This is a genomic window from Nocardia sp. NPDC024068 (assembly GCF_040638875.1).
In the GTDB taxonomy this organism is placed as follows: Bacteria; Actinomycetota; Actinomycetes; order Mycobacteriales; family Mycobacteriaceae; genus Nocardia.
The window spans coordinates 18,431-33,045 of record NZ_JBEZYU010000011.1 but is presented as its reverse complement, the minus strand read 5'-3'; the positions used below and the strand labels follow the sequence as shown (position 1 = coordinate 33,045).

Genomic DNA, 14,615 nt, shown 5'->3' with positions numbered 1-14,615 from the left:
CGCGCGTCACGCGGCGCCGCCCGGCCGCCGGTCACCCCGGCGGACGCGGAGACGAGGAGAACGACGATGACTGTGGATACCGCACTGGACCTCGACGCGGTCCGCGGGCTCATCCGGACCGCACTGGACGAGGATCTGCGCTACGGCCCCGATATCACCACCACGGCGACCGTTCCGGCCGATGCCGCGGTCAAGGCGTCCGTGGTGGCGCGGCAGCCGGGGACCGTCGCCGGTATCGATATCGGCCTGCTCGTCCTGGACGAGGTGATCGGCGCGGGCGGATACGAGGTGACCGAACGCGTGGCCGACGGGACCCGGATCGTGCCGGGAGACGCGGTGCTCGGGCTGGTCGCGCCGACCCGCGGTCTGCTGACCGCCGAACGCACCATGCTCAACCTGATGTGTCATCTGTCGGGTATCGCCACCACCACCGCCGCCTGGGTGGACGCGGTCGCCGGCACCGGCTGCCGGATCCGGGACAGCCGCAAAACCCTGCCCGGCCTCCGCGCCCTGCAGAAGTACGCGGTGCGCGCCGGTGGCGGGGTGAACCATCGGATGGGGCTGGGCGACGCCGCCCTCATCAAGGACAACCATGTGGTCGCCGCGGGGTCGGTGGTGAACGCGCTGCGTGCCGTGCGCGCCGCCGCGCCGGAGCTGGATTGCGAGGTGGAGGTCGACACCCTCGAACAGCTGGACGCCGTGCTCGCCGAGAACGTGCAACTGGTCCTGCTCGACAACTTCCCGCTGTGGCAGACCCAGGCCGCGGTGCAGCGTCGCAATGCTGTCGCGCCCGACACGAAACTGGAGTCCTCCGGCGGCCTCACCCTCGATATGGCCACCGAGTACGCCCGCACCGGCGTCGACTATCTCGCCGTCGGCGCCCTGACACATTCGGTCCGGGTCCTCGACCTGGGACTGGATATGTAGCACGTGACGGCTGAGGTCCATCATTGTGGGCGACAGTCACCACTGTCCGGGCGAAGACGGATCGGATGTAGAAAACCGCATCGGTGACCGGCCGGAGCCATCAGTCCGGATCGGCCGTCGGTAGCCGTTCTCGTTGGAACGGAAAGCAACTCGATATTGCCCACCCCGCCTGCCCGGAGTTAACCTCGTTCGAGTTAGCGGAGGCTAACCTGCATTGATGATCGGGGCCAGCGGTGGATCTCAACAGGCGTCAACTCTTCCATGCCGGGTTCGGAGTCGCCGGACTACTGGCGCTCGCCGCATGTGGGGATGGGTCTTCCCCAGCAGCGGGTGATGTGGGGCCGCCGCGGCGCGGGGGCACGTTGCGGGTCGGCGCGCTGGGAAAATCGTCGAAGATCGAGCGGGACCCGCATGCCACGCTGAGCAACGACAGCGATTTCCTCATCATGTCGCTGGTCTACGATCCGCTGACCGTCCCCGGAAACGACCCGAATGTCGCACCCCGGCTGGCATCGCGCTGGGAATCCGATGCGCAACAGCGGAAGTGGACCTTCACCCTCGCCGACGGCGCGCGATTCCACGACGGCCGCCCGGTGACCTCGGCCGATGTGGTGTGGTCGCTGCGGCGCCTGCGTGAGATCGCCGGGGAGACCAAGGTTCCCGTGGCCGGGGTCGGCGATATCACTGCGGCGGGCCCGAATGCGGTAGTGCTGACCTGCGCCGCGCCGAACAGCCAGCTGCCGCTGCTGCTGCGGATGATGACGTTCACGGTGCCCGAGGGCACCACCGATTTCGCCGCGGCCGTCGGTAGTGGTCCGTTCCGGCTCGAGAGTTACGACGGCGGCAACGCGCGGCTGGTGCGCAATGAGAGCTGGTTCGGCGGGCCGCCGCTGCTCGACGCGATCGAGGTCACGCTGTTCGACAGCCCGGAGTCGATGTCGAACGCGATCATGGGCGGCCAGATAGACCTCGCGTCCAATGTCGGTGCGATCGCCGGCCGCACCGCGGAAACCCGCGGCGATCTGCGAGTGGTGCGTCGCCCGGACGATATCGCGGTCGCGATCGCGATGCGCACCTCCGACGGCCCGTTCGCCGACCCGCGGGTGCGGGAGGCCTTGCGGCTCGCCGTGGATCGCGACGCGATGGTGGCCCAGGTGTTGTCGGGGTACGGCTCGGTCGCCAACGATGTGCTCGGTACGGCCGACCCGTCCCTCGATACGACCATTCCGCAACGCACGCGCGATATCGATCGGGCGAAGCGGCTGCTGGCCGACGCGAAGTTCGATACCGCGAAGACCTACCGCCTGGTGACGAAACAGGAGGCCGCCGGTGAGGTCGAATCAGCGAAGGTTTTCGCGACCCAGGCCGAGGACATCGGGGTGCGGATCGAAGTGGCCGTCCAGGAGGCGAACGCCTTCTACGACGACACCTGGCTCAAAGCGCCCTTCTATACCGTGAACTGGGGAACCAACGATTCGGTCGTGTTCTTCGCCAGCAAGGTCATGTACTCGCGGACGAAATGGAACGAGACCGGGTTCCGGGACCAGGATTTCGACCGGGCCTACACCACCGCTCTGGCCGCACCCGCCGGTCCGGAGTTCGCCGCGGCGAGCCGCGACCTCCAGCAGATCCAGCACGAGCGCGGCGGCTACATCGTCTGGGGTATGGCCGACGGTATCGACGTCGCGGCCGGCGCCGTGCGTGATCTTCCCGAACTCGGCGGATACGGCCGCGTCCAGCTCGAACGCGTCTGGCTGTCGCAGTGAAAGCCGTCGCCGGCCTGGTGGTCCGGCGGCTCGGTCTGCTGCTCGCCCTGCTCGCGCTGGTGTTCGTGGTCGTCGACCTGCTGCCCGGCAACGCGGCGCGCGCAGTCCTCGGACGCGATGCGGACGCCGATCGTATCGCCGCCAAGGAACACGAACTCGGATTGGACCGGCCACTGCCGGTGCGGTTCGCGGATTGGCTCGGCGGGGTGCTCACCGGGGATTTCGGCACCACGGCCCGTGGGCAATCGGTGAACGATCTGCTGGCCGGCAAATTTCCGCAGACGCTGCTGCTCGCGTCGATCGCGATCGCGGTGACGGTGGTGATCGCGCTGCTCGCCGGTATGTGGTGGGCGCTGCGGCCGGCGGGTATCGCCGCCCGGATTATCCGGCCGGGCTCGGCATTCGTCATCGCGGTGCCCGAGTTCGTCGTGGCGACGATTCTGGTGCTGGTGTTCTCGCTGTGGCTGGATCTGCTTCCCGCGGTGACCTTCACCGACCGGTCCGGCTTCCCGGCCGGCCCGCAGATGCTGATCCTCCCGGTGGTCGCGCTGGCGATACCGCAGGCGGGCTGGAATCTGCGGGTGGTGCGCGGTGCGCTGGCCGATGCCGCCGCCGCGCCGCATGTGGACAACGCGATCCTGAACGGCCTGCCCGAGCGGACGGTGCTGATCCGGCATGTCCTGCCCTTCGCGTTGCCGACCATCGCCACCTCGTTCGCCACCTCGGTGGGCACCCTGTTCGGCGGTGCGCTGGTGGTCGAGACGATCTTCAACTACCCGGGAATGGGCGCCATGATCGCCGGCTCGGTCTCCGATCGCGATACCGCACTGGTCGCGGCAGTCGTCACAGTGACCGGGACGACCATCCTGGGTGGCCTGCTGTTCGCGGACGGTATCCGGCTCTGGGCGAACCGGGGTCGGCGATGAACACCGTGACCGTGCCCCGGAAGCTGTGGCCCGCCCTGATAGCGGCCGCCGTGATCGTCGCCGTCGCCGCGGTGGGGCCGGTGCTCGCCCCGCATTCGGTCGATCACGCGGTGGGTATCACTTTCGCCGAGCCCGGTGGTGCGGCATGGCTGGGCGGTGATCGCCTCGGCCGCGACGTCCTGAGCCGGCTGCTGCACGGCGGCTGGGGGTTGCTGCTGGTCAGCGCAACCATCGCGGCGCTGGTCACCGGTTCAGCGGCGATCCTCGGTTCGGTCGCCGCACTCTATCCGGGAACCGGGGCCTGGATCGAACGGACCGCCGACCTCGGCATGATGCTCCCGCCCGTACTGGCGATCCTGCTGTTCATGCTCTCCTGGCCCGACTCCGGGGTGGTGGGACTGATCGCCGTCGCGGTGGTGGCGGGCACGCCGTATACGGCGCGGGTGTTCGCGGCGGCCGCCACGGGGGTGGCCGCCTCCGGATTCATCGAGGCCGCCAGGGCCCGCGGCGAACAGCCGGGCTACCTCGTATTCCGCGAGTTGCTGCCGAACCTGCGCGAAACCCTGCTCACCCAGCTGGGCCTGCGGTTCGTCGAAGCCATGTACCTCGTCAGTACCGCCTCGTTCCTGCAATTGCCGACCACTCTCGGCGAGGCCAACTGGGCGGTGATGGTGCGGGAGAATGCCCCGGGCATCCTGCTCAACCCGGCCGCGGCGCTGATGCCGAGCCTGGCGATCGGTCTGCTGGCGGTGAGCGTGAACACCGCGGTCGCCGGTTTCGGGAAAGGACGGCGCAGCCTGTGACCGGCGGCGTGACAGTAGACGAACTCTGTATCCGGTCCGGTTCCGGTGCCCTGGTGCTGGCGCCGGCCTCGCTGCGGGTTCCGCCCGGCTCGGTCACCGCGCTGACCGGCCCGTCCGGTAGCGGTAAGACCACACTGATGCGCGCCGTATTCGGGCATCTGGCGGCGGGCATGGTCCGGTCGGGCGGTTCGGTGCACGTCGCCGGCCGCGCTGTCTTCGCCCTGGACGGCGCCGCACTGCAGTCCTTCCGGCGCCGCAATCTCGCCTATGTGAGCCAGGACCCGGGCGCCGCGCTGAACCCGGCGTACCGCATCAGGTCGCTACTCGCCGAGTCCGCCCCCCGGATCGACGAGGCCGCCATGCGCGCGGCACTGGCCCGGGTCGGGCTGCCCGAGCGCTACCTGCGGCGGCGTCCGCGCGAACTCTCCGGCGGTGAACAGCGGCGCCTCGCGCTCGCGGCCGCCCTGGTCCGTGAGGCCGGCGTTCTCGTCGTCGACGAACCCCTGGCGGGCCTGCACGCCGAATTACGCGCCGGTGTCGCCGATCTGCTGCGGTCGATCGCCGTCGACGACGGCAGGGCGGTCCTGGTCTCCGGCCACCACACCGACTTGATCCACCGGCTCGCCGACCGGGTCGTCGCGCTGGGTGAACCACCGCGCGCCCGGGCGGCGTGGTCGGGGCCCGGGCCGGCGCGAGCCACCGCATCCGGCCCACCGGCGCTGTGTGCCGGCGCGGTATCCGCGACGGCGGGCGGCAAGGAACTGCTGCGAGAAATCGATATCAGCGTCCGTACCGGGGAAGCACTCGCGATCGTGGGGCCCTCGGGTGCCGGAAAGACGACGCTCGCGCGGGTGCTGACAGGTATTCACACGTCGGCCTCGGGAACCTTGGAGGTTAAGGGCCGGGCGCTGCCCGTCGGGCGGTCGCGCCGCTCCCGGCGCGACCGGCGGCGGATACAGCTGGTGCCGCAGGACCCACTGTCCACACTCAACCCCGAGCGGACAGTGCGGCAGGCGTTGTCGCGCCCGCTGCGCCTCGACGGTGTGCGGGCGCGTGCGGAGATCACAGAGCGCGCCATCGGCCTGTTGGACGACGTCGGCCTGGAAGCCGATCTGCTGTCCCGCTATCCCGGGGAATTGTCCGGTGGCCAGCGGCAACGCGTGGCGATCGCGCGGGCATTGGCCGCCGCGCCCGATGTTCTTATCTGCGACGAGATCACCTCCGCACTCGACGACGACACCGCCCATACGGTCATGGAGCAGATCGAACGCGCCCGGCTCGCCCACGGTATCGGCGTCCTCGTCATCAGCCACGATATGACCCTGGTCGCCAGGTACTGCCCGCGTATCCTCGTGCTCGCCGACGGTGCCGTCGCCGAGCACGGCGAGACGGCGGCGGTCCTCGCCCGCCCCGGTACGACGCATACGAGTGCGTTGCTGGTCTGAGCGCGATCGGGTTCGCGTCGGTAGACCCGGACCCGGGAACATCCGCGGTATCCGTGCGGTTGCTCGGGACGACCCCGGAGAAACGAGGATGCCATGCCGAAGCCGGCCGACCCCGCCTACCACTGGAACGGCGCGGAACTGGATCTGGACCGCTATCTGGACCGGATCGGCTACCTCGGGCCCCGCACACCCACCCTGGACGTTCTCCGTGATCTGGTGGCCGCGCACACCACCGCCGTTCCGTTCGAGAACCTCGAGGCCGTGCTGGGCCGGCCGATACCGCTGGACCTGGCGACCCTGCAGGACAAATTGCTGCGGCGGCGGCGCGGCGGGTACTGCTATGAGAACGTCATCGTGTTCGCGGCGGCTCTGGAGCGGATCGGGTTCGGGGTCACCGGGCTGAGCGGGCGGGTCACCATGGGGTCGGGTGGGCTGCGTCCGGCCACCCACGCGCTGCTGCGGATCACCACCACCGACGACGACCGGAACTGGCTGGCGGATGTGGGTTTCGGGGCCGGGCCGAGCGCACCGTACGCCCTGGTCGACAGTTCCGACGAGTTCACCCTGGGCGGATGGCGTTTCCGGCTGGCGCGTGGCACCGGAGAACTCGGCGAGGTGGAATGGGAGCTGCACCAATTCGCCGGTAACGGCTGGGTGGACCGGTACACCTTCACCCTCGAACCGCAGTACCGGATCGACTACGAGGTCGGCAACCATTTCGTCTCGACCTCACCGCGTTCACCGTTCACGCAGCGCCCGTTCGTACAGCGGTTCCTGCCCGGTGTGCACCACATCCTGGACGGCCGCACGCTGACCACCGAACGTCCCGACGGTTCGGCCGATTCCCGGGAACTCGCCCTTGCGGAACTGCCCGAGGTGCTCGCCGAGGTCTTCGATATCGAACTCCCGGAAGACGATCTCGCGGCCCTGCTGCGGGCGCCGTGGGCGACTAGCTGACCGGTCCGGCCGGATACCTGCGGAACGGGCGATACCGTGCGGTGGCCGGGCGTTCGGCCCTACCGGCCATGGTGCGAGATCAGCAGTTGCGCACCATGGTTCGCTGATGGACGCGGGTGCCCCGGTACCGCAGCCCGGGTACGACCGGGGTCGGTCCGTACCCGGTGAACCCCATCCGCTCGAAAAAGCGGACCGCCCGGCCGTTCTCGACCAGGGTCTGCAGATGACAGCCCGAAGTGCCGGCCGCTTCGAGCCGTTCGAACCAGCGCCGCATCAGCGCCTCGGCCGCCCCGGTGCCGGCGAACGGCGTCCTCGATCCGTTTCGCCCGGCAATCTACCTGGATTCCATAGAGTTTCAGGCCGTCAGCTCTCGCTCCAGGGGAGTGCGGAACCGCGGAATCGGACGCACCCCGCCGAACCACCCGGCGGCGCGTTCGGTCTCGGCCTCGATCAGCGCCACGGCCTGCGCGCCGACATCCTCGAGCAGCCGGGTGACGATCTCGCCGTCGGCGCGCTGCGCCCACCCGCCGACGATCCGGCCGTCGTACCAGATACTGGGCCCGATATTGCCGTTGCGGTCGAACAGCTGCGGCCGGTGGTCGCCGAGATACCAGGCGCGGGACTGCCAGCCCATGGGGGTCGGATCGAGCGGAGGCAGCAGGGCGGCCCACGGTTCCGGGACCGGGATCGGTTCGAGATCACCGGCGAGGACGATTCCGGGCGTTCCGTGTAGATCCACCTCGACGGTGTCCAGACCGGTGAGCGCCTTGCGCACCTGGCCCAGCGTCCAGCCGGTCCACCATTTGATATCGCCGATCGGCGCCGGGCCGAACGTATGCAGATACCGGCGGACGAGTTCGGTGCGGGCCGTGCCGGGATCGAGATCCTCGATCGCCGCGGGCAGCCAGGATTCCACGGGGGCCCAGGAGTACTGGCTGCTCGACCAGCTGCCGTTCGGGCGGGCGCGCACGATGCGGCCCTCGGTGCCCAGGAGGACCAGCACCCAGGTGGTGATGCCGGTCGGCCGCGAGTACGCCTTGCCCGGCGCGGTATCGATCCGGGTGCGCAGTGCCGGGACATCCTTGCTCAGCTGGGCGCCGGTGGCGCTGCCCCGGGCCAGCAGCGCCCGATGGGTCTCCTCGGCCACCTCGGCGAGCCAGCCCTGGGCGTCGCCGTCGCCGATACCGGCCTCGTCCAGGTACCGCGCGTAGGTACGCCGCTGCTTGTCCGCGAGATCACCGCCGCAGGAGGCGTGCAGTACCGGTACCAGGTCGACGGGCGCGACGAACATCGTGCGCCGCATGGCCAGCATGCGCAGCAGCGTGCGGTCGTCGTACAGGGCCTGCTCGACCTGCGCCGGACCGAGATCGTGACCTCTGGCCGCCACGGACAGGTGCACGGTCGCCGGATCGGTGGCGTGCAGGACCACCATGGAACGCACGATCTCCGCCACATCGTCCGCGCGATACCCGGTGGCCAGCCGATGCCGGATGCCGAGCCGGGCCCGTCGCTGCTCGGCGGTGAAGGAGTACATGGACGCGGATGGTATCGGCGGACTCCGACATGCGGCGTGTCGAACGCGAATTGCCGACCGGCCCAGCGAGTTCCCGCTCCGGCGGCCCTCGCCGTGGAATATTCGAAGGATGAGCAGACGTGCGGTGAGCTACCTGGCCGGGGCACTGCTACCGGTATTGACGGCGACCCTGCTGGCCGCGGGTCCCGCGGCGGCGACCCAGGCGTGCGCGGTGCAGACCCGCCCCGTCGCGGTCCCGGTCGACGGTGAGCAGGCCACCGGCCTGCTCTTCCAGCCGCACGGCTGCCCCACCGGCAACGCGCTGGTGGTGGCCGCGCACGGTCACAACGGAAACGCCGCCCAGTACTCGGAGTACCTGATCTCGATCGCGGCGCGCACCGCCACCCCCATCCTGTCCATGGATCTGCGCGGCAGCCCACAGTGGCGCACCGGGGAATGGAATCTGTGGGCCGGATGGCGGGATCTGGTCGCCGCGACCCAGTGGATCAAGGGCTCCCGGCCCGGGATCGCCCGCACCATCCTGTGGGGCTGGAGCCAGGGCGCCATGACCACCGGACTGGCCGCTGCCTACGGTCCGGCCGGGCTGTTCGACTACTGGGTCGACACGTTCGGGCCGTCCAATCTGTTCACCCACTACCAGGGCCCGGCCGCCGACTTCCCGGCGTTGCAGGCCCAGATCCGGCGCGACGCCGGTGGGTGCGACCCGGTGGCCTGCCCGCTGGCCTACGCCGACCGCTCCCCGGCGCTGCAGGCGGGACGGATGAACCTGCGGCACGCGTTCCTGATCCACGGCACCGCCGACGAGGTGGTGCCCTACACGGCCAGTATGCAGATGCGCGCCGCGCTGATGCTCACCGGTAAACCGAGCACCCTCTACTCCGTGGTCAGCGGCCGCACACTCGACGGGGTGATCGAACCGGGCCGCCACAATGTCGGCCCGGTCCTGTTCGAGGCCGGTTGTGTGGTGGAGCGGCTGGCGCTGGGAACGGAGCCCGTGGACGGCAACCGCGACTATGTGGTGGACGTCGCGCGGGGCATCGTAGCCGCGCCGCCCCCGCCGCCCAACGCCAAATGCGCCGCGTAGTACACCATCGGACGCCCGCGTATCTTCAGTCGATACCGAGTACCCGGCCCGTCACCACGGGCCCGGATCCGCCAGGGCGACCGGCAGGCAGGCGGTATCGCCGGGCCGGCCGCGCCGGTCAGAGTGATTTCACCCAGTTGGACAGCAGTTGCGCGCCCGCGTCTCCCGATTTCTCCGGATGGAACTGGGTGGCCGACAGGGCGCCGTTCTCCACCGCGGCGAGGAACCGGCCGCCGTGATCGGCCCAGGTGAGCTTGGGGGCGGCGATGTGGTCGCTCGGTGGTAACTCCCACGAGCGGGCCGCGTAGGTGTGCACGAAATAGAACCGGGTGCCGGGATCCATGCCCGCGAACAGCACGCTGTCCGACGGGGCGTCCACGGTGTTCCAGCCCATATGCGGCAGCACGGGGGCCTGCAGTTTGTCGACCGTCCCGGGCCATTCCCCGCAGCCTTCGGTCTCCACCCCGAACTCCACACCCCGGTCGAACAGGATCTGCATCCCCACGCAGATACCCAGCACCGGCCGCCCGCCGGCCAGGCGCTGTCCGATGATGCGTTCACCGCGCACTGCCCGCAGCCCCGCCATACAGGCGGCGAACGCGCCGACACCCGGCACCACCAAGCCGTCGGCGGCGAGCGCGGTCTCGTGGTCGGCGGTCACCTCGACGGTGGCGCCGGCCCGGACCAGCGCGCGCTCGGCGGAATGCAGATTGCCGGACCCGTAGTCCAGCAGCACCACCTCGGTCACAGGGCTCCCTTCGTGGAGGGCACACCCTGCACCCGGGGATCGGGTTCGACCGCGGCGCGCAGGGCGCGGGCCACCGCCTTGTACTCGGCTTCGGTCACATGATGCTGGTCGCGGCCGTAGAGCACCCGCACATGCAGCGCGATCCGGGCGTTGAGGGCGATCGATTCGAAGACGTGCCGGTTCAGGACCGTCGAATACGGTGCGCCGGGATCATTGCGACCCCGGACCGGGGAGCCCGGGATCACGGCGTGCAGGAGATGGTCCGGCTCACCGGTGTGCACACAGTAGGGACGGCCGGAGACGTCCACCGCCGCGTGCGCGAGGGTTTCGTCCATCGGAATGTAGGCGTCGCCGAAGCGGCGGATGCCCTTCTTGTCGCCCAGGGCCTGCCCCAGCGCCTGCCCGAACACGATCGCGGTGTCCTCGACGGTGTGATGTGCCTCGATCTCGATATCACCGTCGGCGCGAACGGTCAGGTCGAAGCTGGCGTGGGCACCGAGCGCGGTGAGCATATGGTCGTAGAACGGGACGCCGGTGGCGATATCGGTCTGCCCGGTGCCGTCCAGGTTCAGCTCCACCACGATGCTGGATTCCTTGGTGGTGCGCTCCACTCGCGCGGTTCGGTTCATACTCACTTCCGTCTCGGCGCTCACCGGAGCGCGATCAGTTCGGTGGTGGCCAGTTTCGCGCTCACCCGCAGGAATTCGTCGTTCTCGGCGGCCAGGCCGATGGTGGCGCGCAGATGGCCGGGGATGCCGACATCGCGGATGAGCACGCCCTCGTCGAGGTAGTGCTGCCAGGCGCGTGGCGCGTCGGCGAACGTGCCGAACAGCAGGAAATTCGCATCGCTGGGGACGACATCGAACCCGAGCTCGGCCAGCGCCGCGGCGACCCGATCGCGTTGCGCGGCCAGTTCCGCGACACTGCCCAGGGTCTCGGCGGCATGCCGCAGGGCCGCCCGGGCCGCGGCCTGGGTGACCACCGACAGGTGGTAGGGCAACCGCACCAGCAGCAGCGCGTCGATCACCGCGGGCGCGGCCACGAGATAACCGAGCCGGCCACCGGCGAACGCGAAGGCCTTGCTCATGGTCCGGCTGACCACCAGCTTGGCGGGGTAGCGGTCGATCAGCGCGATAGCGCTGGGCTGGGACGAGAACTCACCGTAGGCCTCGTCCACAATGACGATCCCGGGGGCCGCGTCGAGGATCCGGGCCAGCTCGGCGGCCGGGATGCTGTGCCCGGTGGGGTTGTTCGGGCTGGTCACGAACACCACGTCGGGGTGGCGTTCGGCGATGGCCGCGAGGGCGGCGTCGATATCGACGCTGAAATCGCCGGCGCGTTTCGCCTCGACCCATTCGGTATCGATGCTCTCGGAGATGATCGGATGCATCGAATACGACGGCACGAAGCCCAGCGCGCGCCGCCCGGGGCCGCCGAACGCCTGCAGCAGCTGCTGCAGGATCTCGTTGGACCCGTTGGCCGCCCACACATTGGCGGTATCGACCGGGACGCCGGTCTGCCGGGTGAGATAGGCCGCGAGGTCGCCGCGCAGGCCGACCGCGTCGCGGTCCGGATACCGGTGCAGATCCGCGGCCGCCGCCCGTACGGCGTCGGCCACATCCTCCACCAGCGCCCGCGTCGGCGGATGCGGATTCTCGTTGGTGTTGAGCTGCACCGGGACCTGCAGCTGGGGTGCCCCGTAGGGGGATTTACCGCGCAGATTCTCCCGCAGCGGCAGCGCGTCCAGCCCGATACCGGAGCCGGGGATCGCGGGGGTGTCCGCGGCCGCCGCGGTCGTCCGCCCGCTCACGACAGCGTCTCGAAACGCGCGCGCACCGCCTGACCGTGGGCGGGCAGGTCCTCGGCCTCGGCCAGCGCCACCACATGTCCGGCGACATCCTTCAACGCGGCCTCGGTGTAGTCGACGACGTGGATACCGCGCAGGAAGGTCTGCACGCTGAGTCCCGAGGAATGCCGGGCGCATCCCGCGGTCGGCAGTACGTGATTGGATCCGGCGCAGTAGTCGCCGAGGCTCACCGGAGCGTAGGGGCCGACGAAGATCGCGCCGGCGCTGCGGACCCGCGCCGCGACGGCCGCGGCGTCGGCGGTCTGGATCTCCAGGTGCTCGGCGGCGTAGGCGTTCACCACCCGCAGCCCCTGGTCGATATCGTCCACCAGCACGGTGCCCGACTGCGGGCCGGTGAGCGCCGCGGTGACCCGCGCGGAATGTTTCACCACGCTCATCTGGGTGGTGAGGGCAGTGTCCACCGCGTCGGCGAGGGCGGGCGAATCGGTGACCAGCACACTGGCGGCCAGCACATCGTGTTCGGCCTGGCTGATCAGATCGGCGGCCACATGCACCGGGTCGGCGCCGGAATCGGCCAGGATGGCGATCTCGGTGGGGCCCGCCTCGGCGTCGATGCCGACCAGCCCGCGGCAGAGGCGTTTGGCGGCGGTCACGTAGATATTGCCGGGACCGGTGATGAGGTCGACCGGAGTGAGCGGGGCGTCGTCGGTATCGGTACCGCCGTAGGACAGCAGCGCGACGGCCTGCGCGCCGCCGACCGCCCACACCTCCTCGACACCCAGCAGCTGCGCGGCCGCCAGAATCGTGGGATGCGGCAGCCCGCCGAACTGTTCCTGGGGCGGCGAGGCCACGACCAGCGATTCGACCCCGGCCGCCTGGGCCGGAACCACGTTCATCACGACACTGGACGGGTAGACGGCGTTACCGCCCGGCACATAGAGGCCGACCCGTTCCACCGGGACCCAGCGTTCGGTCACTGTTCCGCCGGGTACCACCTCGGTGGTGGTGTCGGTGCGCCGCTGGTCGGCGTGCACCGTCCGGGTGCGGTCGATGGCGACCTCGAGCGCGGCCCGCACCGCCGGGTCCAGCGCCGCGAGCGCCGCCGCCAGCTCCTCCGCGGGCACCCGCACGGTCGTCGGGGTGACCCTGTCGAATTTCGCGCCGAATTCCAGCGCCGCGACCGCGCCGCGATCCCGGACCGCCTCCACCATCGGCCGCACCTGATGCAGTACCGAATCCACATCGACCCCACCGCGCGGCAACGCGGTGCGCAATTGCGCGGTGGTCGGAGTGCGACCGCGCAGATCGACGCGGGCGAGCTCGATACGGGATGTCATGGTGGTGTCGATCCTTGTCCGGTGGCCTGGGTATGCACACACTCGGTGCCGTACCAGCCTAGTAGGTGCTGCCGGGCGGATTTCGCCCGCAGTCCACGCACGGCCGCCGCGAACGCCGAGGTCCGCTCGGCGGGCCGCTACGGCCGGTCGGTTCCTCCGGTCCGGATCAGGGGATACGGGTGTAGACGATATCGAGTTCGTGCTCCCAGCTGCGCGGATCCAATTCGGACTCCGAGCGCTCCCAGGTCGCGCGCAGGGTGTTCCCCGTCTCGTCCAGCGAGCCGGTGAAACGCTGGGAGTTGCCGGGGGCGTCGCGCCACACCCGCCACAGCGGTCCGTCGAACGAGCCCTGGTAGACGCGGTGCTCGCCGCGCTGGTCGTATTGCAGGATCATCAGCCGGTCCAGGTAGAGGTCGTCGGCGCCGACGATCCAGGTCCGGCCGAGGCCGGGTTCCGGCGCGGTGTATCGGACCGTCAGGAACCGGGCGTCGGACATCCATTCGATGGTCGTATGCCCGGTCATAGCGGGGTAGAGGTCCGAGGTGGTCGTCCAGTTCCCGACCATCCTGGCCAACGACTCGAGTGCCGTTTCGGTCATCTGCGCGTCTCCCATCGGTACGGCGTACTCGGAGTTCGGCAACAGCTGAGTCCAACTACAGCGGATTCCAACTACAGCGGTCAACTACAGCGGTGACGCAGTTCCGGGACCCCGTCGCCCTCGAGTTCGCCGAGCACCACCGGACGGCCCACCATGGCCAACGCTAGCGCCTCGCCCCGGCCGCGTACCTCGGGTCCGGTGCCGGTGACCCAGTCGAGATCTGTCGCGACGAACTGTAACCCCCGGGTCAGCCGCCACGGCCGGGCGAAGGGATCGGGCCGGTCGAGTATCGCCCGTAGCCGGTCGGCGGGGATTTCGCGGTCCCGGCCGAGCGGCCGGCGGATGTCCTGCTGGTGGACGAAGAGGTCGGCGAGCCCGAGCCGGGGCCACAGCCGCGAGATCGTGCGCGGCGCGGTCTCGAATTCCGCCAGCAGTTCCGCCGGGGCGCGGCGTGCCGCCTCGGCGGCCATCGCGTTGTTGACACCGTCGATCGAGAAACGGTGCCGCAGCCCGATCCGGGCGTATTCGCCCAGTGGGACGGCGTCGTAGCGGAGATGGCCGACGACCTCGCGTACCCGCCATCCGGCGCACAGCGTCGGCGCGTCCCATTCCGCCTCGGACAGTTCCCGCAACAGCGCGGTCATGTCTGCGCGCTCCTCGGCGAGCATCCCCCGAATATCCAT

Annotated in this window: 15 protein-coding genes; 7 read left to right on the top strand and 8 right to left on the bottom strand. The window is 69.9% G+C overall.

Annotation, left to right across the window (positions count from 1 at the left end):
* The first annotated feature begins 66 nt into the window (after positions 1 to 66).
* The 6 genes from nadC (at position 67) to AB0F41_RS12675 (ending at position 6,824) form a co-directional block, all read left to right on the top strand.
* Positions 67 to 927 (top strand): carboxylating nicotinate-nucleotide diphosphorylase, encoded by an 861-nt coding sequence (gene nadC, locus AB0F41_RS12700; RefSeq protein WP_357423078.1) that lies wholly within the window; start codon positions 67 to 69, stop codon positions 925 to 927.
* 335 nt (positions 928 to 1,262) lie between these two features.
* Positions 1,263 to 2,693: an ABC transporter substrate-binding protein gene (locus AB0F41_RS12695; protein ID WP_357423076.1), complete on the top strand. Its 1,431-nt coding sequence runs from the start codon at positions 1,263 to 1,265 to the stop codon at positions 2,691 to 2,693.
* Positions 2,690 to 3,619: an ABC transporter permease gene (locus AB0F41_RS12690; protein WP_357423074.1), complete on the top strand. Its 930-nt coding sequence runs from the start codon at positions 2,690 to 2,692 to the stop codon at positions 3,617 to 3,619. The genes AB0F41_RS12695 and AB0F41_RS12690 overlap by 4 nt, the downstream gene beginning before the upstream one ends.
* Positions 3,616 to 4,422, top strand: coding sequence for an ABC transporter permease subunit (locus tag AB0F41_RS12685; RefSeq protein WP_357423072.1), 807 nt, complete (start codon positions 3,616 to 3,618; stop codon positions 4,420 to 4,422). The genes AB0F41_RS12690 and AB0F41_RS12685 overlap by 4 nt, the downstream gene beginning before the upstream one ends.
* Complete coding sequence (locus AB0F41_RS12680; RefSeq protein WP_357423070.1) at positions 4,419 to 5,867, top strand: ATP-binding cassette domain-containing protein; 1,449 nt, start codon at positions 4,419 to 4,421, stop codon at positions 5,865 to 5,867. Before AB0F41_RS12685 ends, AB0F41_RS12680 begins: the two co-directional genes overlap by 4 nt.
* A 93-nt stretch (positions 5,868 to 5,960) precedes the next feature.
* Positions 5,961 to 6,824, top strand: coding sequence for an arylamine N-acetyltransferase (locus tag AB0F41_RS12675; protein ID WP_357423068.1), 864 nt, complete (start codon positions 5,961 to 5,963; stop codon positions 6,822 to 6,824).
* 79 nt (positions 6,825 to 6,903) lie between these two features.
* On the opposite strand, the gene AB0F41_RS12670 is transcribed toward AB0F41_RS12675, so the two are convergent.
* Both AB0F41_RS12670 and AB0F41_RS12665 read right to left on the bottom strand, forming a co-directional pair.
* Positions 6,904 to 7,158 (bottom strand): GNAT family N-acetyltransferase, encoded by a 255-nt coding sequence (locus tag AB0F41_RS12670; RefSeq protein ID WP_357423237.1) that lies wholly within the window; start codon positions 7,156 to 7,158, stop codon positions 6,904 to 6,906.
* A 21-nt stretch (positions 7,159 to 7,179) separates the two neighbouring features.
* Complete coding sequence (locus AB0F41_RS12665) at positions 7,180 to 8,358, bottom strand: winged helix DNA-binding domain-containing protein (protein WP_357423066.1); 1,179 nt, start codon at positions 8,356 to 8,358, stop codon at positions 7,180 to 7,182.
* 109 nt (positions 8,359 to 8,467) lie between these two features.
* Here AB0F41_RS12665 and AB0F41_RS12660 point away from each other — a divergent pair, with 109 nt between their 5' ends.
* A complete protein-coding gene (locus AB0F41_RS12660) occupies positions 8,468 to 9,442 on the top strand; it encodes a prolyl oligopeptidase family serine peptidase (RefSeq protein WP_357423064.1) in 975 nt (324 codons plus the stop codon).
* Positions 9,443 to 9,560: 118 nt separating this feature from the next.
* Here AB0F41_RS12660 and hisH read toward each other — a convergent pair whose 3' ends face one another.
* The 6 genes from hisH to AB0F41_RS12630 form a co-directional block, all read right to left on the bottom strand.
* Positions 9,561 to 10,190, bottom strand: a complete 630-nt coding sequence (gene hisH, locus AB0F41_RS12655) for an imidazole glycerol phosphate synthase subunit HisH (RefSeq protein WP_357423062.1) — start codon at positions 10,188 to 10,190, stop codon at positions 9,561 to 9,563.
* Entirely contained in the window at positions 10,187 to 10,819 is a 633-nt protein-coding gene (hisB, locus tag AB0F41_RS12650; protein ID WP_357423061.1) for an imidazoleglycerol-phosphate dehydratase HisB, read from the bottom strand. Before hisB ends, hisH begins: the two co-directional genes overlap by 4 nt.
* Positions 10,820 to 10,839: 20 nt before the next feature.
* Entirely contained in the window at positions 10,840 to 12,000 is a 1,161-nt protein-coding gene (locus AB0F41_RS12645) for a histidinol-phosphate transaminase (RefSeq protein ID WP_357423059.1), read from the bottom strand.
* Positions 11,997 to 13,334 (bottom strand): histidinol dehydrogenase, encoded by a 1,338-nt coding sequence (hisD, locus tag AB0F41_RS12640; RefSeq protein ID WP_357423057.1) that lies wholly within the window; start codon positions 13,332 to 13,334, stop codon positions 11,997 to 11,999. Before hisD ends, AB0F41_RS12645 begins: the two co-directional genes overlap by 4 nt.
* A 166-nt stretch (positions 13,335 to 13,500) precedes the next feature.
* Complete coding sequence (locus tag AB0F41_RS12635; RefSeq protein ID WP_357423055.1) at positions 13,501 to 13,932, bottom strand: hypothetical protein; 432 nt, start codon at positions 13,930 to 13,932, stop codon at positions 13,501 to 13,503.
* An 80-nt stretch (positions 13,933 to 14,012) separates the two neighbouring features.
* The gene (locus AB0F41_RS12630; RefSeq protein ID WP_357423053.1) at positions 14,013 to 14,615 is read right to left on the bottom strand and encodes a maleylpyruvate isomerase family mycothiol-dependent enzyme; all 603 of its coding nucleotides are present in this window, start codon (positions 14,613 to 14,615) and stop codon (positions 14,013 to 14,015) included.

Bases quoted from the DNA above. Each gene is read 5' to 3' on its own strand.
- nadC (WP_357423078.1), top strand. From the start codon at position 67: ATGACTGTGGATACCGCACTGGACCTCGACGCGGTCCGCGGGCTCATC.
- AB0F41_RS12685 (WP_357423072.1), top strand. From the start codon at position 3,616: ATGAACACCGTGACCGTGCCCCGGAAGCTGTGGCCCGCCCTGATAGCG.
- AB0F41_RS12675 (WP_357423068.1), top strand. From the start codon at position 5,961: ATGCCGAAGCCGGCCGACCCCGCCTACCACTGGAACGGCGCGGAACTG.
- AB0F41_RS12665 (WP_357423066.1), bottom strand. From the start codon at position 8,358: ATGTACTCCTTCACCGCCGAGCAGCGACGGGCCCGGCTCGGCATCCGG.
- AB0F41_RS12660 (WP_357423064.1), top strand. From the start codon at position 8,468: ATGAGCAGACGTGCGGTGAGCTACCTGGCCGGGGCACTGCTACCGGTA.
- hisB (WP_357423061.1), bottom strand. From the start codon at position 10,819: ATGAACCGAACCGCGCGAGTGGAGCGCACCACCAAGGAATCCAGCATC.
- hisD (WP_357423057.1), bottom strand. From the start codon at position 13,334: ATGACATCCCGTATCGAGCTCGCCCGCGTCGATCTGCGCGGTCGCACT.
- AB0F41_RS12635 (WP_357423055.1), bottom strand. From the start codon at position 13,932: ATGACCGAAACGGCACTCGAGTCGTTGGCCAGGATGGTCGGGAACTGG.
- AB0F41_RS12630 (WP_357423053.1), bottom strand. From the start codon at position 14,615: ATGGATATTCGGGGGATGCTCGCCGAGGAGCGCGCAGACATGACCGCG.